Origin of the sequence: Leisingera sp. JC1 (assembly GCF_001679925.1) — a bacterium.
Lineage (GTDB): Bacteria > Pseudomonadota > Alphaproteobacteria > Rhodobacterales > Rhodobacteraceae > Leisingera.
Map to the genome: position 1 here is coordinate 13,536 of NZ_LYUZ01000098.1, position 21,218 is coordinate 34,753.

Annotated in this window: 20 protein-coding genes; 8 read left to right on the forward strand and 12 right to left on the reverse strand. The window is 63.5% G+C overall.

Features of this window, described 5'->3' with window-relative positions; all coding sequences use genetic code 11:
* Positions 1–4: 4 nt before the first annotated feature.
* Positions 5–526, reverse strand: a complete 522-nt coding sequence (locus A9D60_RS15000) for a c-type cytochrome (RefSeq protein WP_065268340.1) — start codon at positions 524–526, stop codon at positions 5–7.
* Positions 513–1,796 (reverse strand): sulfite dehydrogenase, encoded by a 1,284-nt coding sequence (gene soxC / locus A9D60_RS15005; RefSeq protein ID WP_065268341.1) that lies wholly within the window; start codon positions 1,794–1,796, stop codon positions 513–515. Before soxC ends, A9D60_RS15000 begins: the two co-directional genes overlap by 14 nt.
* Before the next feature lie 198 nt (positions 1,797–1,994).
* Here soxC and A9D60_RS15010 point away from each other — a divergent pair, with 198 nt between their 5' ends.
* A complete protein-coding gene (locus A9D60_RS15010; protein ID WP_065268342.1) occupies positions 1,995–2,588 on the forward strand; it encodes a 2-hydroxychromene-2-carboxylate isomerase in 594 nt (197 codons plus the stop codon).
* Positions 2,589–2,606: 18 nt separating this feature from the next.
* Here A9D60_RS15010 and A9D60_RS15015 read toward each other — a convergent pair whose 3' ends face one another.
* The 7 genes from A9D60_RS15015 to A9D60_RS15045 form a co-directional block, all read right to left on the reverse strand.
* On the reverse strand, positions 2,607–3,641 hold the full coding sequence (locus tag A9D60_RS15015; protein ID WP_065268343.1) for a threonine aldolase family protein: 1,035 nt from the start codon (positions 3,639–3,641) through the stop codon (positions 2,607–2,609).
* A gap of 85 nt (positions 3,642–3,726) precedes the next feature.
* On the reverse strand, positions 3,727–3,933 hold the full coding sequence (locus A9D60_RS15020; RefSeq protein ID WP_065268344.1) for a hypothetical protein: 207 nt from the start codon (positions 3,931–3,933) through the stop codon (positions 3,727–3,729).
* A gap of 117 nt (positions 3,934–4,050) precedes the next feature.
* Complete coding sequence (locus A9D60_RS15025; RefSeq protein WP_065268345.1) at positions 4,051–4,533, reverse strand: YcgN family cysteine cluster protein; 483 nt, start codon at positions 4,531–4,533, stop codon at positions 4,051–4,053.
* Positions 4,530–5,462 (reverse strand): bifunctional riboflavin kinase/FAD synthetase, encoded by a 933-nt coding sequence (locus A9D60_RS15030; protein WP_065268346.1) that lies wholly within the window; start codon positions 5,460–5,462, stop codon positions 4,530–4,532. Before A9D60_RS15030 ends, A9D60_RS15025 begins: the two co-directional genes overlap by 4 nt.
* 167 nt (positions 5,463–5,629) lie before the next feature.
* Positions 5,630–6,136, reverse strand: coding sequence for a hypothetical protein (locus A9D60_RS15035; protein WP_065268347.1), 507 nt, complete (start codon positions 6,134–6,136; stop codon positions 5,630–5,632).
* Positions 6,137–6,599: 463 nt separating this feature from the next.
* Complete coding sequence (locus A9D60_RS15040) at positions 6,600–7,043, reverse strand: MaoC family dehydratase (protein ID WP_019298602.1); 444 nt, start codon at positions 7,041–7,043, stop codon at positions 6,600–6,602.
* Positions 7,044–7,243: 200 nt separating this feature from the next.
* Positions 7,244–8,119 (reverse strand): TIGR01459 family HAD-type hydrolase, encoded by an 876-nt coding sequence (locus A9D60_RS15045; RefSeq protein WP_065268362.1) that lies wholly within the window; start codon positions 8,117–8,119, stop codon positions 7,244–7,246.
* Between the two features lie 263 nt (positions 8,120–8,382).
* On the opposite strand from A9D60_RS15045, the gene A9D60_RS15050 reads away from it, so the two are divergent.
* The 3 genes from A9D60_RS15050 to A9D60_RS15060 all read left to right on the forward strand — a co-directional run bounded on the left by A9D60_RS15050 (position 8,383) and on the right by A9D60_RS15060 (position 13,837).
* Positions 8,383–10,599 carry a M10 family metallopeptidase gene (locus A9D60_RS15050; RefSeq protein WP_065268348.1) on the forward strand — a complete coding sequence of 739 codons (2,217 nt, stop codon included), beginning with the start codon at positions 8,383–8,385 and terminating at the stop codon, positions 10,597–10,599.
* A gap of 265 nt (positions 10,600–10,864) precedes the next feature.
* On the forward strand, positions 10,865–12,766 hold the full coding sequence (locus A9D60_RS15055) for a methyl-accepting chemotaxis protein (RefSeq protein WP_254656706.1): 1,902 nt from the start codon (positions 10,865–10,867) through the stop codon (positions 12,764–12,766).
* 255 nt (positions 12,767–13,021) lie between these two features.
* Positions 13,022–13,837, forward strand: a complete 816-nt coding sequence (locus A9D60_RS15060; RefSeq protein ID WP_065268350.1) for a M48 family metalloprotease — start codon at positions 13,022–13,024, stop codon at positions 13,835–13,837.
* A gap of 71 nt (positions 13,838–13,908) precedes the next feature.
* Here the strand turns inward: A9D60_RS15060 and A9D60_RS15065 are convergent, their stop codons facing one another.
* From A9D60_RS15065 to A9D60_RS15075, 3 genes are all read right to left on the reverse strand, one after another.
* Entirely contained in the window at positions 13,909–14,829 is a 921-nt protein-coding gene (locus tag A9D60_RS15065) for a manganese-dependent inorganic pyrophosphatase (protein WP_065268363.1), read from the reverse strand.
* 154 nt (positions 14,830–14,983) lie between these two features.
* The gene (locus A9D60_RS15070; protein ID WP_065268351.1) at positions 14,984–15,964 is read right to left on the reverse strand and encodes a TraB/GumN family protein; all 981 of its coding nucleotides are present in this window, start codon (positions 15,962–15,964) and stop codon (positions 14,984–14,986) included.
* Between the two features lie 44 nt (positions 15,965–16,008).
* Complete coding sequence (locus A9D60_RS15075) at positions 16,009–16,992, reverse strand: TraB/GumN family protein (RefSeq protein ID WP_065268352.1); 984 nt, start codon at positions 16,990–16,992, stop codon at positions 16,009–16,011.
* Positions 16,993–17,142: 150 nt separating this feature from the next.
* On the opposite strand from A9D60_RS15075, the gene A9D60_RS15080 reads away from it, so the two are divergent.
* From A9D60_RS15080 to groL, 4 genes are all read left to right on the forward strand, one after another.
* Positions 17,143–17,814 carry a DUF2161 domain-containing phosphodiesterase gene (locus A9D60_RS15080; protein ID WP_065268353.1) on the forward strand — a complete coding sequence of 224 codons (672 nt, stop codon included), beginning with the start codon at positions 17,143–17,145 and terminating at the stop codon, positions 17,812–17,814.
* Positions 17,815–17,989: 175 nt separating this feature from the next.
* Complete coding sequence (locus tag A9D60_RS15085) at positions 17,990–18,991, forward strand: isopenicillin N synthase family dioxygenase (protein WP_065268354.1); 1,002 nt, start codon at positions 17,990–17,992, stop codon at positions 18,989–18,991.
* Positions 18,992–19,181: 190 nt separating this feature from the next.
* Complete coding sequence (locus A9D60_RS15090; protein WP_019298592.1) at positions 19,182–19,469, forward strand: co-chaperone GroES; 288 nt, start codon at positions 19,182–19,184, stop codon at positions 19,467–19,469.
* Positions 19,470–19,544: 75 nt separating this feature from the next.
* Positions 19,545–21,194, forward strand: coding sequence for a chaperonin GroEL (gene groL / locus A9D60_RS15095; protein WP_019298591.1), 1,650 nt, complete (start codon positions 19,545–19,547; stop codon positions 21,192–21,194).
* Positions 21,195–21,218 lie beyond the last annotated feature (24 nt).

Sequence of the window (21,218 nt, forward strand, 5' to 3'; positions counted from 1 at the left end):
GTCCTCACCAGGGGGTCGCGCCCTGCTTGGCCCAGACGTCCAGGAAATTGCCGTGGTTCGGCATCTTCACCGCGGGCAGGGTCTCTGCCGTCATCGCGGTTTCCGCGTCAATCACCCCGTTGCGCTCCAGGATATAGGCCGCCAGCGCATAGGCCTCGTCATCGCTCAGCGATTTCGGCGCCTCCAGCGGCATCGCCCGGCGGATGTAGTCAAACAGCGTGGTGGCATAGGGCCAGTAGCTGCCCGCGGGCTTGGCCCAGACATCATTGGGGCCAACCGGCGGCATCACCGGCCCTTCGCTGCCGGTTGCGCCATGGCAAGTGGTGCATTTCGCAGCGTAGATCTCCGCGCCTTGCGCCGCGGTGCCGCTGCCCGCAGGCAGGCCGGTGCCGTCGGGTTTCACATAAGTGGCGTAGAACGGGATATCCGCGGCCTCCAGCGGTTGCCCCAGCCCCGGCCCTTCGGCGCGGGCGGCAGCGGCGGTCAGCAGCAGGGCGGCGGTGGCGGTGAGTTTAAAGATAGACATTCTGAACCGCTCCTTCTGCCGTGACCTGCCAGGGCTGGATGGCGTTGTAATGCAGGAAGTTCGAGGCGTGATAGCGCGCCTTCCAGTCGGCGCGCGCAGGCTGCACCGCGCCGGTCTCATCCGTGGCGCGGCTCATCAGCACCAGCGGTGATCCATCCCAGTGCCAGGGCAGGCTGAAGCGGGTCAGCGCCTGCGGCAGCACCGGCCCGGCCAGCGCCGCCTCGGCCCAGCTGGCGCCGCCGTCCGCCGACACCTCGACCTTGGCGACCTTGCCCGCGCCGGTCCAGGCCAGCCCGGAAATCTCGTAAAATCCTGGCCCGCTCATCGTCATGGTCGAAGACGGATGGGTAATGAATGACTTCACCCCCATCGCAAAGGTGAACTGCAGCGAGGAGCCATCGGCCAGGATCTCGGTGTACTCGCCCGATTCATCCTTGGTATGCACCGGCGCCTCCGTCACCCACAGGCTGGTCAGCCACTTGATGTTCATATTGCCCTCGAACCCGGGCAGCAGCAGCCGCATCGGATAGCCCTGCTCGGGCCGGATCCGCTCGCCGTTCTGGTAGAGCGCCAGCATCCCGTCGCTCATCACCTTCTCCATCGGGATCGAGCGCGCCAGGCTCGGCCCGTCGGCGCCGGCGGCAACCACCCATTTGCCCTCTGGCTTGACGCCCGCTTCCTCCATCAGCACGCGCATCGGGATGCCGGCCCATTCGGTGTTCGACACCAGCCCGTGCAGCATGTCGCAGCCCGCCTGCATCGGCTCTGGCATAATGGCGTTGAACAGGCTGTTGCCGGCGCATTCCAGGAAATGGGTCGCCGTCACCATCGGGTAGCGCTCCAGCGCGTCCAGATCGAATTGCAGCGGGCGTTCCACCAGCCCGTGGATCATCAGATGGTGGCGGGCCGGGTCGATATCGGGCCGGCCGCCGTGGTGCACCTCGTAATGCAGCCCGCTGGGGGTGATGGTGCCGCGCAGTTTGTGATGCGGCGTGCCCGACAGGCTGAAGGCCGGCGCCACATCCTGCCAGGGTTCAATGATGGCGCGCTGCACCGCCGATTCCGCCGCCGCCGGCGCGCCATAGCCGCGTGCCCGCGCGCCTGCGGCTTTGGTCCATTCCGGGATCTCCGCCTCTGCCCGCGCCACGCGCGGCTGCAGCAGCCCCGCGGCCGTCCCCGCAGCGGCTGAGGCCAGCAGCGTCCGGCGGCTCAGCAGCCCGCCGCCCGCGGCATAGTCCAGCGCCGCGCTGTCAATGTCGGATCGTGTCATGAATGTCCCCTCCCTTGCTGGCAATGCTGCTCGCACAGGGCCCCAGGACGCGGGTCTTCTCACCCGCTGCCGCCGCAACTCTACCATAAAACCGGCCGCAGCAGCAGGGGTCGGGGCGCGGCCGGCCGCAGCTGCCCTTTGGAAAACCCGGCACTTTCGCTAAACTCAGCCGCAGGTGAAGAGTGACAGGAGGCCCCCATGCCCGGACTGGATTTCTGGTATTCGATCGGCAGCACCTACAGCTACCTCACCGTGATGCGGATCGCGGATGCGGCGGCGCAGGCCAGCGTTCCGGTCCGCTGGCGCCCCTTTAACGTGCGCCATGTGATGACGGTGCAGAACAACATCCCGTTCAAGGACAAGCCGGAAAAGACCGCCTATATGTGGCGCGACATCGAACGGCGCGCCGGGCGCTACGGCCTCCATGTGCGGCTACCCGCGCCGTACCCGCTGCCGGAGCTGGTGCTGGCCAACCAGGTGGCGGCGCTGGGCGCGGCAGAGGGCTGGGGCGAGGCCTATACCCAGGCCGCCTACCGCTGCTGGTTCGAGGCCGGCCAGCCCGCGGGCGAGGACCCGAACCTCTCCGCCAGCCTCCAGGCCGCGGGCCAGGACCCGGCCCGAGTGCTGGCAGAGGCGGTGTCGGACAAAACGGTCAAAATGCTCGCGGACGCAACCGAGGAAGCAATGGCGCTGGGCATCTTCGGCGCCCCCAGCTTCGTTGTGGCGGGGGAGGTCTTCTGGGGTGACGACCGGCTGGAGGACGCGCTGCTCTGGGCGCAGGGCAAGCGCTGACCGCCGCCCTGCCTGCGGTCAGAGCAGCGACAGGAACGTCCGGATGTCCTCGTCCGGCACCGACCAGTCGCAGACAAACCGGGCGGTGACCATCTCGTTCTCCGGCCCCTGCAGCAGCCCGTCCCACAGGTGATAAATGGCGCCGGCGGCAAACAGCTCCTGATGCTTGCGGCGGGGCAGGGCGGCAAAGATCATGTTGGCCTGCGCCGGGTGGGTGAAATGCGCACCCGCCGCCTTCAGCCCCTCGGCCAGCAGCGCGGTCTTGGCATTGGCGGCGCGGGCGTTCTCCAGCCACAGATCGTCGCTCAGATAGGCATGCATCTGCGCCGACAGGTAGCGGTGCTTGGAAAACAGATGCGCGCCGCGCTTGCGGCGGTACTCGAATTCCTGCGCATGGCGGGGATCAAAGAAGATCACCGCTTCCACCCCCATGCAGCCGTTCTTGGTGCCGCCGAAGGATACCGCATCCACGCCCGCCTTCCAGGTCATTTCCGCAGGCGTGCAGCCCAGCGACACCAGCGCATTGGTGAACCGCGCGCCGTCCATATGCACCGGCAGCCCGTATTCCTTGGCCGCCCCGCAAATGGCCTGCAGCTCCTGCAGGCTGTAGACGGTGCCGAACTCGGTCACCTGCGTCAGCGACACCGGCCCCCGCTGCGGCCCGTGCACGCCGCGGGTCTCTTCACCCTCGATGGCGGCCCGCAAGCCTTCGGAGGTCATCTTGTCCGCCTCCGTCACCAGCGTCAGCTTGGCGCCGCCGGTGTAGAACTCCGGGGCGTTGCATTCATCCATGTTGATATGGGCAGGCTTGGTGCAGAACACCGTCTGCCAGGGCTGCGTCAGGGTCGACAGCGCCAGCACATTGGCAGCGGTTCCGGTGGCCACCAGATAGACCGCCGCCTCCGGTGCTTCGAATATCTCCCGGATCCGTTCCGTCACCTCTGCCATTTCGGCATCCGCGCCATAGCCCATGGCATAGCCCCGGTTGGCCCGCGCCAGCGCGTCGAGGATCTGCTGCGGCACCGGGCCGGAGTTGTCAGAGGCGAAATGCATCAGCGAAGTCCCTTGATCTGCCAGAGTATCCGTCTAGCAGTAGGCAGTTCCGGCGCTGATGCCAAGCCGGCCTGGCCCGGCGTCCTCAGAACATCCGCGCAAACAGCAGCCCCAGCCCGATGCCGGAAAAGGTGCCCACCGTGGCCCAGATCGTCAGCTGCTTGCCAAGGTGGTACTGGTGCCAGGCCTTGATTTCACCGGCTTGCTTGCTGCTCAGGCCCAGGGTCGAAAGGAACTCCCTGGCCTTGTAGGCTTCTCTTTCACTGAAATAGGTGCCGTGCTCGAATGGCATCTGCCGCCCTCCTCATGGAAACCTTTTGGGATTCCCCCATCATGGCGGCGAGGTTGCATGCTTTGCAACCTTAAATTGTATTTCTGTTTAACAGTCCCGCGACCGCGCGCAGCAGGCTCAGCCGGTCGGCTCCTCGATGATGTGGTCTTCCCACTCATCCTCGGAAATCTCGAATTCGGACACCGTCCAGCCGCGCACCGAAACCCCCGCCTCATGCACGCTTTCGGGCGTGCCGGTCAGCAGCGGGTGCCATTCCGGCAGCGGCTTCCCTTGCCACAGCAGCCGGTAGGCGCAGGTTTCCGGCATCCAATAGGCGTGGGTGTCCAGATTGTCCGGCTTCAGCACGATGCACTCGGGGATGAACTGGTGCCGGATCGGGTACTGGGCGCAGCGGCAGGTGGCATCATCCAGCAGGCGGCAGGCCACCCGGGTCAGCGCGACCTCGCCGGTCTCCTCATCCTCCAGCTTGTTCAGGCAGCATTTGCCGCAGCCGTCGCACAGCGCTTCCCATTCCTTCTGGCTCATCTTGTCCAGCGGCTTCTTCTCCCAGAAGCGCTGGCCCAGGCCGGAGCGGTCGATCACGTCTTTTGCAGGTTTCATAGCGCCGCCAGTATGTCACGCGCCTCGGCGCAATCCGCGTCCATCTGCGCGATCAGCGCGTCCAGCCCGTCAAACTTCATCTCCGGCCGCAAAAAGGCCACCAGCCCCACCGACAGCGTCGCGCCGTACAGGTCGCCGGAGAAGTCGAACACGAAGGTCTCGATATTCGGAACCACGCCCCCGAACATCGGCCGCACCCCGACAGAGGCCGCGCCGTGATAGCTGCCCTTATGCGGCCCGTCCAGGACATCGACCAGCACTGCATAGACGCCAAAGCACGGCTGATGCAGCCCGTCGATCGACATGTTGGCAGTGGGAAACCCCAGCTCCCGCCCGCGCTGCTCGCCGCCGATCACGGTGCCCTCGATCCGGTGCCAGTGGCCCAGCATCTCCTTGGCATCGGCAGGCCGCCCTTCGCTCAGCGCATTGCGGATCGCGGTGGAGGACACCGCGTGCTCGGAATATTCCATCAGGGGCGCAATCGTTACGCCAAACCCGTACTGTTCGCCAAAGCGCTGCAGGTCTTCGGCATTGCCAGCCCGGCCCTTGCCGAAACAGAAATCGGCACCCACCACCACATGCGCCAGCCCCAGCCCTTCAGAGATCACGTCGCGGGCAAACTCCTCCGGCGTCAGGCTCGACAGCGCGGTGTTGAAGTTCAGCTCATAAAGCCGCTCCACCCCCAGCTTCTCCAGCCGGTGGGCACGGGTCTCGGCGCGCATCAGCCGGAACGGCGGCGCATCGGGCGCAAAATACTCGCGCGGGTGCGGCTCAAACGTCATCACCCCCAAGGGCGCCCCGGGGGCGGCCTTGCGGGCCAGCTCGATCACCGACTGATGGCCCAGATGCACGCCGTCGAAATTGCCGATGGCAACGGTGGCGCCCCGGTCCTGGTGTTCGACGAATTGATAATCTCTGACGATACGCATGGCGCATGCCTATCCGCACCCGCGCGGCGGTTCAAGCGGCCAGTGGCGGGAGGGAGCACTGCAAGTTTCCCGCAGAACTCCAAGCCGACAGTCAGGAAAACACTATTGACGCCCTAGGGGGGCAATGACGCTCAAATTCTGAACCGTGCAGCGCTTTTCAGCAGCTGTCAATTTTCGCAGTCGGACGACGATAAATGGGTGTTCACAATAGTGGACTGGCCTGCCAGGGTGCTGAAATGGTAGATGATCCGCCGATCGTTCGGCAGCTGAAATATGACCTGAATCATACTCAGCTGGCTCAGGCCAGCCGTTGGAAGTGCAGTAAACTCAACGTCTTGCATAGATACCTTGCTGTCTATCTGCCTCCGAAAGGCAAGTTTCATGAACTCATCAAAGTCACCAGGAGCTTCCCTGGAAACGGAGGTGAGATCGCCGTCTCTATATCGCAGGGTGAGGCCTGGCGGGGTGACAAGCCAGGTGTTGTTTGAAGACGGTGAAAGCGACCAGTTTTTTGAATCCGTAAAAGCTATTACCTGGGTTTGAGACAGGCAAAGAGGAAATTCGTCCAAAGGATCAAGGGGCTGAGTTTCAATGATGATCTGCTGTCCCTTGCTGGTTCCGGAAAAGAAGCAGAGCACATAAGCGGCCACAAAGATAGTTTTCAAGTATGTCATCTGAAGTGATCGTCAGCCCCTAATCCCAAAGAGGCGTAAACTTCGCGGGGATAGCCACTCTATGCAAGCTGAATCAATGTGCGGCCTGCTCAGGCGGCGTTTACTGTTGCGCACCCACCGTACGCCCCCTTCACGCAATCCTCACGTGTAAATGCCAAACTGCCTCCTGATCGCGATCCCCCGCCATGGCTCCGCGCATGGGCCATGATACGAGGCGCAGGCATCTGTGAGGCTGCCTGCGCGACTCCCCGGAGACCGGCCCTGATAAAAAGGGGGTCGTCCAAGCGAGCTTGTCCGAGCAGGCCCCCGGCGGGGTCTGTCCACCTCCACCCGGCGGCGCCGCCCCCTTAGTTGGGACACAGCGCAACAACGGAAACAAAATGGCCGGAACGAAACAGACCGGCAAAGAAAAACCGCCAAGGGCAAAGGCCCCCGGCGGCTGAAACGGCTGCGTGCGGAAAACTCAGTCGAACTTGCGCGAGGGCGCCATCACCATGGCCTCGCCCACCAGCACCTTCTTGCCATCCACGATGCAGCGGCAGTCCAGCTTGACCCGGCGCTTGTCGATCACGATGTCGGTCACCTCGACCTCCGCCAGCACCAGATCACCCGGGCGCACCGGCGCCAGGAACTTCAGCGACTGGCTCATGTATATGGTGCCATGGCCCGGCAGCTGCTCGCCAATGACGGCAGAGATCAGCCCGGCCGTCAGCATCCCATGCGCGATCCGGCCTTCAAAGATGGTGTCCTGGGCATAATCGTCGTCCAGATGCACCGGGTTGCGGTCGGTCGACACCTGGGCGAATTTCTCGATGTCCTCATCGGTGATGACTTTGCGCAGGTAACGCACCATGCCCATCTCGATGTCTTCGATGCAGATGGTTCCGCGCGGCATGTTGTCCAACATTTCATCCTCCGTTCGCCTGGCCCTGAATGCATCGTTTGACCGTTTGGCGTTGTAACTTTTGCGCGCCAGCGTGACGCCTTGCGCAACTTTATTACTTTGCAGCTGCAGAAAATCAAGAGATTTTTGACAAAAGAAAACCCCGCCCGATGCGGGCAGGGTTGCAGGGCCGGATTGGCCGCCAGGGTTGGCTGCCGCCGAATTTACCGCAGAAAACCAATGGCATAGGTCGGTGCGGACTGTTCTTGCGCCAGGTAGGCTTCCAGCGCTTCCGGGTCCGGCTGGACTGATGTCTTTGTTTCTCTGGCCGCAAGCCCGCCGGTGATGAACAGGGAATCGATGCCTTCTCCCATGGCACCGGCAATATCCGTATGCGGCCCGTCGCCGATCGCCAGGATCTCGGAATCGGCAATCCCCGGCGCCACTTCCTGCAGCCGCAGCCGGGCCAGGTCATAGATCGGCGGATGCGGCTTGCCGAAATACAGGCTCTCGCCGCCCATCTCCGTGTAAAGCCGCGCCAGGGCGCCCGCGCACCATTCCCGTTTCTCGCCGCGGTCGACGATAATGTCAGGGTTGGCGCACAGCAGTTTCATCCCCATCTGCTTGGCATAGAGGAAATCGGGACGGTTCACCTCAGGGTCGGCCATGGTGTCGAACGGGCCGCAGCAGACGATGCCCTCGGCCTCCTTCAGCGGCACCCGGGTGATCTCCACCGGGTTGTGAATCACATGCAGCGGCTCAAAGAACCCCGCATCCCGCTCCCACTCGCCCATGAAATAGACCTTGTTGCCGACGGCGCCGGTGAACATCGCCGCCCGTGCGCTGTCGCCGGAGGTGGAGATGGTGTCATAGGCATCATCCGGCACGTTGAACTGCCCCAGCTGCGCCGCCACGCCTGCGCGCGGTTTCGGCGAGTTGGTGACCAGCACCACGATGCCGCCCGCCGCTCGGTAGGCCTGCAGCGCCGCTACCGCATCCGGAAAGGCGGTGATGCCGTTGTGCACGCAGCCCCACAGGTCCACGAACAGCGCCTTATAGCGGCTGGAAACTTCGGACAGGGAGTTGATGATCTGGGTCATGGCCGGGCCTTCGCGCATGTTTCACTTGCGGCCAGCTATGGCAGAGACAAACGCGATAGGCCAGTGCCGAAGGCCGCGGCCCCTTTCCGCAACGGCCGTTAATTTCCGTTAAGAAAGGTCTTGTTCCTCTGACCTGCTTTCGCTAGGCACGAGGGGTTTTTACTGTGAATCTTCTTATGAGTGTCTTTTGAACCTTGCTTCGGAGAAGCTGCGGTGTGCCAGCCCGCTGCTGCCTCTCCCAGCCCGAATTTTGAAAGAAGCCAATGCCCAGCGCAGCCAACGTAAGCAGAACATATGATGCCAAAGTCGATGGTGTTTTGTGGGGAACCAAATGGGCGGACTCGTCGCTGACCTATTCCTTCCCGGATTCCGCATGTGACTATTCCTACTCCTCGATCTTCGGTCTGGATCTGACTGGAACCTTCTCCGGCTTCAACAGCGCGCAGCAGGCGGCTGCCACCTATGCGCTGGACACCAGCGACGGAAACACCGCAAACGACGGGTTTGCGGTGGAAGGGTTCACCAACTTGTCGCTGTCCCATGATGCCAGCGGCGCCGGCACGCTGCGGTATGCCAACAGCAGCGCCAGCGGCCTGAGCACCGCCTTCGGCCTGCCGCCCGGAACCGCCTCGGATCTGGGAACCGTCAGTGAGGCCGAAGGCGATATGTGGTTCCGGACCTCGACCTATTCGGCACCAAAGGCGGGCAACTATTCCTGGGCAACGGTTCTGCACGAAACCGGCCACGCGCTGGGCCTGTCCCATCCGCATCAGAACCTCGGAGGCTTCGGCACGGTTCCCTACAGCTATGACGCCATGGAATACACGGTCATGAGCTACCGGTCGTATGTGGGCGCATCGACTTACACCGGCTACACCAATGATACTTGGAGCTATGCCCAGAGCTACATGATGCTCGATATCGCAGCGCTGCAGCATATGTATGGCGCGGATTTCACCACCAACAGCGGCGACACCATCTACAAATGGGATCCGAATTCGGGCGACACCCTGATCAACGGATCGGTTGCCATTGACGCCGGCGGCAATGTCATCTTTGCAACCATTTGGGATGGCGGCGGCAACGACACCTATGACCTGTCGGCCTATTCCAGCAATCTGAATGTGGACCTCACCCCCGGGGGCTACTCCAATTTCGGCTCATCGCAGACCGCCGATCTGGGCAGGGGCAATTATGCCAAAGGCAATATCTACAATGCCCTGCAGTATCAGGGGGATGAGCGTTCCCTGATTGAAAATGTGATCGCCGGCTCCGGCAATGATTCAGTCACCGGCAATGCAGCGGCCAATACCCTGCATGGCGAAGGCGGCAACGACACGCTGTCGGGCGGCGGCGGCGAAGACCGCCTGTGGGGCGGCACTGGCAACGACTCGCTGCTGGGCGGCGACGGCAACGACCGTCTGTGGGGCATGGACGGGGCTGACCGGCAGTTTGGCGGCGAGGGCAACGACCAGCTGTGGGGCGGCCAAGGAGCAGACAGCATGTTCGGCGAAGCAGGTGCCGACACGCTGGACGGCGGATGGGGTGATGACATCCTCTCGGGCGGCTCTGGGGATGACCTGATGCAAGGCGGCATCGGCGCGGACACGCTGTCGGGCGGCGATGGCCAGGACACGCTGGATGGCGGCAGCGGCGATGACCGGCTGGACGGCCAGAGCGGGGTGGACCGGATGAATGGCAATGCGGGCCGCGATTTGCTGATGGGCGGCACCGGGGCGGATTCGCTGTTCGGCGACTCGGGAGCAGACACTCTTGACGGCGGTTTGGGCGGAGACAAGCTGTGGGGCGGCGATGGCAGTGACCTGATGCTGGGTGACGGCGGCGCCGATACGCTGTCCGGCAGTACCGGAAATGACACGCTGCGGGGCGGCGGCGGCGATGACCGCTTGTGGGGCGGTGACGGGGGCGACCTGCTGGAAGGCGGCGATGGCCGCGATCTGCTGATGGGCGACAGCGGCGCCGATACGCTGAACGGTGATGCTGGCGCGGACACGCTGGACGGCGGCTTGGGTGACGATATGTTGTCAGGCGGCACCGGCAATGACCGCCTGCTGGGCGGCAACGGCGCCGACACACTGTCTGGCGGCGTTGGCCACGACACCCTGCTGGGCGGCGGCGGCAACGACCAGCTGCAGGGCGGTGACGGCGCGGACTGGCTGAACGGCGGGAACGGATCGGACACGCTGGACGGAGGGGCCGGCAACGACTTCCTGACCGGGGGCGATTTCACCGACACTTTCGTGTTCAACAAGGGCTACGATGCGGACCGGATCACGGACTTCGGCAACGGCGATGACAGCCTGCTGCTGAGCGGTTTCAGCTTCTCGACAGAGCAGGATGCGCTAGGCTATGCCACCGAAGTGTCGGGGAATGTGTTTTTCGACTTCGGCGATGGCGACACGCTGACATTGCTCGACCTGCAGCTGCAGGACTTGAATGGCCATATCTTCTTTACCTGACAGGCCGATCTGAACTTTGGCAGGCGGGCCGTGCAGCAAATGCACGGCCCGCTTTGCATTTGCACTGCTGCGGACGGGATACTGGCTGCCAGCGTTCAGCCACCGTTAAAAACGCAGCAGGGGCTGGCGGGTTTTTTAAATTTTAACCCGGGTGATTTTGTCTGGCTGAAAACAACCTTGTGGTGATTTCGTTATGTTTCGCAGCCCCTCCATGTTCCGCACAATGCCCTTGAAACGCAGGCTGAAGCTGTCTGGGGTTGTCGCGATGTCCTCGGTTTTGATCCTTGCTGCGGTGTCACTTTTCAGCCTGAGGCAAAGCGAGCAGAATCTGGAACGCCAGATCAATGTGACCCAGGCAGTCCGGCATGAGCTGACGGCGGACATCGCCCACAGCCATATCAGTACCGCGGTTGTCTCCGCCGTGGTGCTGGGCCAGGACGGGGCAGAGGACCGCAAGGCGGAGATTCAGGCGCTGATCGCCTCAGAGGCAGAGAGATTCCGGTCTGAAATGGAGGCCCTGCGCGCGCTCGAACTGCCGGAGCATATCCGCAGCATGGTGGCGTCGCTGCTGCCGCTGGTGGATGGGTTCAACCGGACCGGGGCCGAGGTGGCAGCGCTGGCATTCACCAATACCGAGAATGCCGCCGGCGCGCTGCCGGCCTTCCAGTCCTATTCCGCCACGATCTCGGAAAAACTGGCGAAACTCGGCACGGCCATCAAGAAGTCGGCGGCGGAAACCGCTGCTGCGGCGCGGCAGCACGACAAAAACCTGATTTACCTGGTGCTGGGCATTTCCGCAGTTGCCACGATCATCATGCTGCACAATTCGCGCAAGGTGACACTCAGCATAATCCGCCCCATCGAACGAATGCGGGCTGCCCTGCGCGAGGTGGCGCAAGGTGACTTCTCTCTCAAGGTGGCCGACCGGATGCGGGCTGACGACTTTGGCGAGATTGCCCATGATATCGACGCGGTCTCGGGCCGGGTGGTCAAGGCGCTGGAGGAGCAGAACAAGCTGCGCCAGGAAGGCGAGGCAGTGATCGAGCGGCTGCGCCAGGCGCTGAAGCATCTGGCCTCCGGGGATTTCAGCGACCAGATCAACGAGCCGTTCGGCGCCGAATACGATCCGCTGCGGGTGAACTACAACGAAACCGTCGACAAGCTGAACACGCTGCTGTCCCAGGTGGTGCAGGCCGGCGGGCGGCTGAACAGCCAGGCGGACGGCATCCGCACCGCTGCAGAGGATCTGTCGGCGCGCACCGAAAGCCAGGCCGCGACGCTGGAACAGACCGCCGCAGCGCTGGAGCAGATGACCGCCAGCGTCAATTCCTCGGCCCAAAACGCGCAGGAGGTGCAGGGTGCGGTGGAGGCCGCCCGCGCTGATGTGGAACGCAGCGGCGAGGTGGTCGAGGGCGCGATTGCCGCGATGAACGAGATTGAAACCTCCTCAAACCAGATCAGCCAGATCATCGGCGTCATTGACGACATTGCCTTCCAGACCAACCTCCTGGCGCTGAACGCCGGGGTGGAGGCCGCCCGCGCAGGCGAGGTCGGCCGCGGCTTTGCGGTGGTCGCCTCCGAGGTGCGGGCGCTGGCGCAGCGCTCCTCCGGTGCGGCGATGGAGATCAAGACCCTGATTTCCGCCAGTTCCGGCCATGTGCAGGACGGCGTGCACAAGGTGGACGGCGCCGGCAAGGCGCTGGAGACCGTGGTCACTCAGGTCAGCCGCATAACCGAACTGGTGGCCGGCATTTCCCGCCAGTCGGCAGAACAGGCGCAGGGGCTGAACGAAATCAATATCGGCGTTGCCCAGCTGGACACGGTGACCCAGCAGAACGCCTCGATGGTGGAGGAAACCGGCTCAGCGATCCGCGCGATGAGCGGCGAGACCGTGGACCTGAACCGGATGGTCGGCCAGTTCGTGCTGCTGGACAGTGCCCGCCCGGATGCGCCGTGCCAGGCGGCCGTTTTCTCCGCGGCATCTGCGGTAATGGCGCCGCCAGCACTGCCGGAGAACACGACAACCTCCCATCAACCGGCGGAGACTGATGCGGAATATGCAGAGTCCATGGCCAGCGCATTGGAGGCGGACCGCTGGGTGGATTTCAACGGGGAAGACGAAACCGCGTTCGCCTCGGATTCTGGACCTGCGGCCCGGTCTGCTTAAACCGGGCAGGCGCGGCCTAAGCCGGCGGGGCTGTTGCTGTGACAATCCGATGCAATGAAAAAGGGGCGCCCTGCTGGGGCGCCTTGCTTTTCTGCTTGCCGCCTTTGCGTGCCTGGTCATTGCGTCGCGCTGTGGCGGTGACCGCGAGATGTTCTGCTGGGCGGGAGGGGCGGATGTTTACCCGGTTTGCAATGAGGGGTTGATGCCGCTGTCGCCTTCGCAATTATACGGGGGACATGTTCACTTGGAGATTTCATGAAACCAATTGCAAGATATCTGGCAGGGCTGGCGGTTGCCGCCGGACTGTCCGCCTGCGGCACCACCTTTCAGCTGCCGGTTCCGGGCGACGCGCAGAACCTGGCTGCTACCCGCATGTTCTCTGAGGCCCGCGGTGAAGCGCCCCGCAAAGCGCTGTCTCCTGCAGCGGCCGAACGCCGGTTCAACCGGGTTGCGGCTCGCGTCGGCCCTGTCGGCAAGCAGTACTGCGCCACCTTGATGGCAGAGCGGAAGACGTTCGACTGCAACGTCGACATTGGCATCGACCGGGAGATGAAGCAGCGGAACGCCTATTTCACTTATCAGGAAGACAAACCTGTCATCCGCATTTCCACGCCGATGCTGCAGGATTCCGCCAGCGATGACGAAGTGGCTTTTATCCTAAGCCATGAATACGGGCATCTGCTGGGGCGCCACATCGAGAAAGGCGAGCAGCAGGCGCTGGCGGGGGCGCTGATCCTGGGGGTGATCACGGCTGCGGCAAGCGCGGATGCCGGCTACTACGATCCCTCGCTGGTGAACAGCAGCATGGAAATCGGCGCTGCGGCAGGGAACCGGGCCTATTCGCAGACTTATGAGCTTGAAAGCGACACCCTTGGCACGCGGATTGCGCACAGTGCAGGCTATGATCCGGTCAAGGGGGCAAAGTTCTTTGCCCGGCCCGAGGATGCCCGCACCGCAGCAGGCAAGCTGTCTTTCTGGGGCACCCATCCGCCTGATTCCATGCGGCTCGCAACCGTCCTGGCGACGATGGAGCAGATCGAGGCGCGGGTGGAACTCCAGAAAGTTCAATAACTGCGGCCCTGCCGGCACAAACGAAAAAGGCGCCCCGCGGGCGCCTTTTTTAAGCTTGGCCAGAAGGCGGATCAGACCTTGAGGTTCGGAATGATCTGCTTTTTGCGGGACATGATGCCCGGCAGCACCACGGTGTCGCCGGCGGCATCGGCGCCAAAGCTCTTGGCGGCCACGGTTTTCACCAGGTCGTTCGGCACCAGCAGGGTGGCTTCCTCGTTCAGGATGTCGACCACGAACAGCAGAACCTGATCGACGCCGTCCTCGGCCGCAACAGAGGTCATCGAGTCCATCAGCGAGGCCTTGCGGTCCAGCACTACGCCCGGCGCGGTGGTTTCCAGAACAGAGACGCGGAACTTGGTGCCATCGACTTCGTATTCCTTGGAATCCATGCGGATCAGCTCCGCGTCGGAGAAGGAGGAGACGTCGGATTTGGCGGCAAACATTTCCGCCGCGTATTCGGAAATATTGATGCCCAGCTCACCAGCCAGCTTCTCGGCCACGGCCTTGTCATGCGCGGTGGTGGTGGGGGAGCGGAACTCCAGCGTGTCGGACAGGATGCAGGTCAGCGCCGCGCCCTTGACGGCTTCGGGCATCTTGGCGGCATCGTCGCCCATCAGGTCGTGCATGATGGTGGCGGTGCAGGCCAGCGGGCGGATGGTGATGTCGATCGGGCCTTTGGTTTCCAGGCCGCCGACCAGCTTGTGGTGGTCGATGATCGCCTGCACATCGGCGCCGTTGATGTTGGCGGGCAGCTCCGCCGGGTTGTTGGTGTCGACGATGACAACCGCCGCATCATCGGCCACGTCGGCGATGATTTCCGGCTTCTCCAGGCCCCAGCGCTGCAGCATGAAGGCGGCTTCGGTGTTCGGTTCGCCCAGCAGTTTCGGGGCGGCGGCCACGCCTTTCACCTCGTTCAGGTACCAGGCCCAGACAATGGGGGAGCCGGTGGAATCGGTGTCGGGGGATTTGTGGCCGAAAACTTGGATGGTCATGGGGCTGTCCTGTTCATGCATAAGGTCAGAAAGTCGGGATTTGCGCGCCTTATAGGGCTGGCGCGCAGGCTTGTCACCCCGCTCATGCTGCAATGCGGCGTTGTGTTCAGAGCGGGGATCGGGGCAGAGGCCGGAGCTGGGTTAAGACCGCATCTCAGAACGGCGCGCGTTCGAGCGTGTAGCCTTGTTGCTCCAGCAGGTTCAGCACGCCGGTCTCGCCGGGCAGGTGCAGCGCGCCGGCAGCGACAACGATATGATCGCCCGCCGCCGCCTTGATCACCGGAATCCAGTTGCGGTTGCGGGTGTCGATCAGCTCCGTCATGGTTTCCTGCCACAGCGACTCGCGCTCAGCCCGGGTCAGCGCGCCGCTGTTCAGGAAGTCGCGTTCGCTGAGGAACAGGGCATAGAGCGCCTGTTCGTCAAAATAGGATTCAACCGTGGTGATGAAGCCGTCGGTGCCGCTGCCCAGCATGGCGGTGAAGGCGCGCAGCTGGCGGATCTGCTCCTCCAGCGGGTCGGAGTCCATCAGCCGGATGATCGTCATCGGATCCTCCAGCGACTGCACCGGCACGCCTGCGGCTTCGGCAGCCTCGCCAAGGCGCAGGTCCAGGCCGCGCTTGACGTCCTTGTCCTGGCGCAGGCAGGGCGGGAAGGCCAGCGACAGCGCCAGGAACCAGGGTCGCATCTTGGCGGCCATCCAGACCGGCATGCCGTGCCTGCGGATGGTGGCGGCCAGTTCCTCCCACTCCTGCGGCGGCAGCCGGTCGATCAGGCTGGGGCCTTCGGTGATCAGCATCAGGGAGGGGGTGCGGGCCAGTTCCGCCTCAAAGCCGGCCTTGTCGGCGGGGCTGGCCTCCATCAGCAGCAGGTCCGCCTGCTGCACAAGCGGCGTCAGGCGTGCGGTGATCTGCGCCATCCGCGGATCATTCACATGCAGGGTGCCGATCAGATGCACGGTGCGGCTGCCGCGGCGGGCAATCCAGTGGTTGCCTTCGGCAAACGGCATCGCGGAGATGCGGGCCTCCAGCCCGGCGCGTTCCTGCGGTGTCATTGCGGTGCGCTGATCGGTGCCGGTGCAGGCCGCCCAAAGGGAGGCCGGCAGCAGCAGGAAAAACACGGTCAGAAATTGGCGCATGAAATATCAGTCCTGAAAGAGTGAAACGGCTTGGCCGGGGCAGCCTACCACGGGGCGCGGCTGAGGCTGAAGCCCCTGGCCTGGAGAAGGTTGAGCAGGCCGTTTTTTCCCGGCAGATGGGCCGCGCCGACGGCGATCACGATGCGGTCCTCGCGGGCGGCATCGATCACCTTCATCCAGCGGATGTTGCGCTGGTCCAGCAGGCGGCCGTTGTACTGCGCCCACAGCCGCTGGGTCTCGGCATGAGAGAAGCTGCTGTACTGGGCGCTGATCCAGGGGGCGAGCACGAAGGAGGTCCAGACGCTCTGGTCGAAATAGGCCTCCACCGGGGTTGCGTCCTCAGGCTTGCCGGATTGGATCAGCTGCAGTTCAAGCTCCAGCATCCGGGCCTGGTCCCGCAGCGGCAGGCCGGAAATGGCGGCCAGTGCCTGCTCCGGTGTTTCCAGCGCGCCGAGCGGGATCCGTTTGCGGCGGGCAAAGTCGGAGATCCGGTCGTCCAGCCCGCGGCGCAGGCCGAAGCCGTAAGGGCGGCAGCCGCTTTGCACCACGAACATCGAGATCGCCCAGGGCTGCATCCGGTTCATGGTTTCCAGGCTGGCGCCGGTGACTTGGGTGGTCAGCTTGAAGTGCTGCCAGGCCTCCGGCGTCAGCAGGTGGCGCAGTTCGCGCCCCTGCGGCAGCAGGAAGCTGCGCGCCATTGCGGGCGGCATCCGGTCCAGCCGCTCCATGTCCTGGTCCGAGGTTTCCAGGTAGATCGCCTGCGCCGAAAGCAGCGCCGGGCGCAGGGTGCGCATCACCTTGGCCATGCGGGCATCGCCGCCGTGCATGGTGCCGATCACATGGATGGTGCGGCGGCCCTTGGCGGCGACCCAATGGTTGCCTTGGGAAAACGGGGTGGCGGTCATTTCGCGGTCCAGCTGCGCCTGGGTGGCGGGCGGCAGGTGGTCGCGGTAGTCGATGCCGCGGCAGGCGGCAAACCCGGCGGTGGCTTGCAGCATCAGCGCAAATGCCAGTGCGATCCGTTTCATCACGCGCCCTTTCCCCGGGGTTCCGGATTTGTGGCCTGAGCTTATGAGCCTAGGGCGGGGCAGGGGTGGCGGCAATGTAAAACCCTGCGTTGCCCCGTAAAACCCGGGCGGCGGATTGCCATTGGCGCGGCTTCCTGCCAGTCATGGGGCATGGAACGCGAGGATCAGCTCTATGCGCCGGTGAAGGCGCTGCTGGAGGCCCAGGGCTATGCTGTCAAGGGCGAGGTGGGTGCCGCCGATGTGGTGGCTGTGCGCGGCGCTGAGCCGCCGGTGATTGTCGAGCTGAAGCTGAAGTTCTCGCTGTCGCTGTTCCATCAGGCCATCGCCCGGCTGGCCATCACCGACCATGTCTATATCGCGGTGCCGCGGCCCGGCGGGCGGCAGGCGCGGCGGATGATGAAGGACAATCTGGCAATGTGCCGGCGGCTGGGGCTGGGGCTGATCACGGTCTTGGCGGACGGGCGGGCAGAGGTGCATTGCGATCCCGGCCCTTACGCCCCGCGCAAGTCAAAGAAGAAGCAGGCGCGGCTGCTGCGGGAGTTCCATACCTTGCGCGGCGACCCCAACGCGGGCGGTGCCACCCGGCATGGCATCGTCACCGCCTACCGCCAGGACGCGCTGGCCTGCGCCGCGCATCTGGCCGGGGCGGGCGCTTGCAAGGGGGCGGAGGTCGCCAAGGCCACCGGCGTTGCGCGGGCCACCCGGCTGATGGCCAGCAACCACTATGGCTGGTTCGAGCGGGTGGAGACCGGCATCTACCAGCTGACCGATGCGGGCCGTGAAGGGCTGGTGCATTGGGCCGAAAGCTGGGAGGCAGAGTGACGCCGTAAGTTGGCCTTGTGGCTTCCTAATGCGTGATGTTGCAGAAGTTTCTTATTTTCATGTGTATTTCGGCAATTCGATTTAACTGATCTCATGCGAAGTGCATTTTTTCCCTGTTGAGCGCGCGGCCCTGTCAGCCGATGACTGCCCCAGCTTTGCACAAGGGGAGAGAGCAATGGCAGATCAGGACATCGACCGGCTTCAGGACCGGCTGCGGGCGCAGCGGGTTTCCTTCGACAAGATCCCGGTGATCGACATCAGCGCGCTGAACACGGGCGGCAGCCTGTTTGAGGTGGCCAAGGAAATCCGCTGGGCACTGACCAACGTGGGGTTCTTTTATGTCAAGAACCACGGCGTGCCGGAGGCGGTGGTGAACGGCGCCTTTGACGAGACCCGGGCGTTCTTTGACCTGCCGCTGCAGGACAAGATGGACCTGCATATTTCCAAGTCCGGGCTGGCCCTGCGCGGCTATATCGAGATTTTCGGGGAGAACACCGACCCCAAGAAAACCAAGGACCTGAAGGAGTGTTTCGACATCGGGCCGGAAAGCCCGGCCGGGGACACGCCATTCTTCGGCCCCAACCTGTGGCCCGCGGCGCGGCCGGAATTTGAACTCGCGGTCTATGGCTATCACCAGGAGATGAAGGGCCTGGCGCAGCGGCTGATGCGGGCGATTGCGGTCAGCCTGGATCTGGAGGCGGATTTCTTTGCGCCGCGGATGCAGAACCCGATCACCATCCAGCGGCTGCTGCATTATCCGCCGCAGGAAGGGCAGATCGATGAAAGCGTGATGGGGATCGGCGCCCATACAGATTACGGCAGCCTGACCATTCTGGCGCAGGACGATGTGGGCGGCCTGCAGGTGATGAACCGCGACGGCCAGTGGGTCGAGGGGCCGCCGATTGCCGGGTCATTTGTCATCAACATCGGCGATCTGATCCAGCGGCTGACCAATGACCTGTATCTGGCGAACCTGCACCGGGTGGTGAATGCCTCGGGCCGGGAACGTTATTCGATCCCGTTCTTCATCGACGCAGACGCGGACGCCGTATTCCAGCCGCTGGACAGCTGCGTCAGTGCACAGAACCCCGCGCGCTATGAGCCGGTGACCTGCGGCGCGCATAAATTCGGCCGTTTCAAGGACAGCTTTCCGCACCTGAAAGACAAGGCTGCATAAGCGGAAATCCAATGCTGAACAGGGGGCGCTCCGGCGCCCTCATTTTTTTGCTGATTCCGTGTTGACAACATGCGGGGGCATTCCTAGCTTCCCCTCGTTAGCACTCACCGGGTGTGAGTGATAACGGCCCCGCCGGGGAGGCGGAGGTCCCATAGATAACAACCTTTGAGCCTTTCAAGGAGCTGCAAAGATGGCATTGAAACCGCTTCATGACCGCGTGCTGGTGCGCCGCACCGAAAGCGAAGAAAAAACCGCGGGCGGCCTGATCATCCCCGATTCCGCCAAGGAAAAGCCGAGCGAAGGCGTTGTGGTTGCATGCGGCGCAGGCGCCCGCAAGGACAGCGGCGAGCTGATCGAGATGGCCGTGTCCGCTGGCGACCGCATCATGTTCGGCAAATGGTCCGGCACCGAGATCACCGTCGACGGTGAAGAGCTGCTGATGATGAAGGAAAGCGACATCATGGGCATCATCGAGTAAGACCCCGGGATTTTCCCAAGTCTGCTCTGATCCCTGATCGCTGAAACACACAGAAATTCTCTAGGAGAGTGAAAAATGGCTGCTAAGGACGTCAAATTCGACACCGATGCCCGCAACCGCATGCTGAAAGGCGTCAACATTCTGGCTGACGCCGTGAAAGTGACCCTGGGCCCGAAAGGCCGCAATGTGGTTCTGGACAAATCCTTCGGCGCACCGCGCATCACCAAGGACGGCGTGTCCGTGGCGAAGGAAATCGAACTGGAAGACAAGTTCGAGAACATGGGCGCCCAGATGGTGAAGGAAGTTGCTTCCCGCACCAACGACGAAGCCGGCGACGGCACCACCACCGCAACCGTTCTGGCCCAGGCCATCGTCAAAGAAGGCCTGAAGCAGGTTGCAGCCGGCCTGAACCCGATGGACCTGAAGCGCGGCATCGACCTGGCAACCGCCAAAGTCGTGCAGGGCATCAAGGACATGGCCCGCGAAGTGAAAGACTCCGACGAGGTTGCGCAGGTTGGCACCATCTCCGCCAACGGCGAAGCTGAAATCGGCCGCCAGATCGCTGACGCGATGCAGAAAGTCGGCAACGAAGGCGTCATCACCGTCGAAGAGAACAAAGGCATGGAAACCGAGACCGACGTGGTCGAGGGCATGCAGTTCGACCGCGGCTACCTGTCGCCCTACTTCGTCACCAACCCCGACAAGATGGTCGCGGATCTGGAAGACTGCATGATCCTGCTGCACGAGAAGAAACTGTCTTCGCTGCAGCCGATGGTTCCGCTGCTGGAGCAGGTGATCCAGTCGCAGAAGCCGCTGCTGATCATCGCTGAGGACGTCGAAGGCGAAGCGCTGGCAACCCTGGTTGTCAACAAGCTGCGCGGCGGCCTGAAAATCGCAGCCGTCAAGGCACCGGGCTTCGGCGACCGCCGCAAGGCCATGCTGCAGGACATCGCGATCCTGACCGGCGGCCAGGTGATCTCCGAGGATCTGGGCATGAAGCTCGAGTCCGTCACCATGGACATGCTGGGCACCGCCAAGAAGGTCTCCATCACCAAAGACGAAACCACCATCGTCGACGGCGCTGGCGAGAAGGCCGAGATCGAAGCACGTGTTGCCCAGATCCGCACCCAGATCGAAGAGACCACCTCTGACTACGACCGCGAGAAGCTGCAGGAACGCGTTGCCAAACTGGCAGGCGGTGTTGCCGTGATCCGCGTCGGCGGCATGACCGAAGTGGAAGTGAAAGAGCGCAAGGACCGTGTGGACGATGCGCTGAACGCGACCCGCGCAGCCGTGCAGGAAGGCGTGATCGTCGGCGGCGGTGTTGCCCTGGTGCAGGCCGGCAAAGGCCTGGAAGGCCTGGAAGGCGCCAACGCTGACCAGAACGCAGGCATCAACATCGTCCGCAAGGCCATCGAAGCGCCGCTGCGCCAGATCGCCGAGAACGCAGGCGTCGACGGTGCCGTGGTTGCCGGCAAGATCCGCGAATCCTCGGACAGCGCATTCGGCTACAACGCGCAGACCGGTGAATATGGCGACATGTTCTCCTTCGGCGTGATCGACCCGGCCAAAGTGACCCGCACCGCGCTGGAAGACGCGTCCTCGGTTGCCGGCCTGCTGATCACCACCGAAGCCATGGTGGCCGACAAGCCCGCCAAAGAAGGCGCGGCAGGCGGCGGCATGCCCGACATGGGCGGCATGGGCGGCATGGGCGGCATGATGTAATCACAAATCCCTTTGGGATTTGGG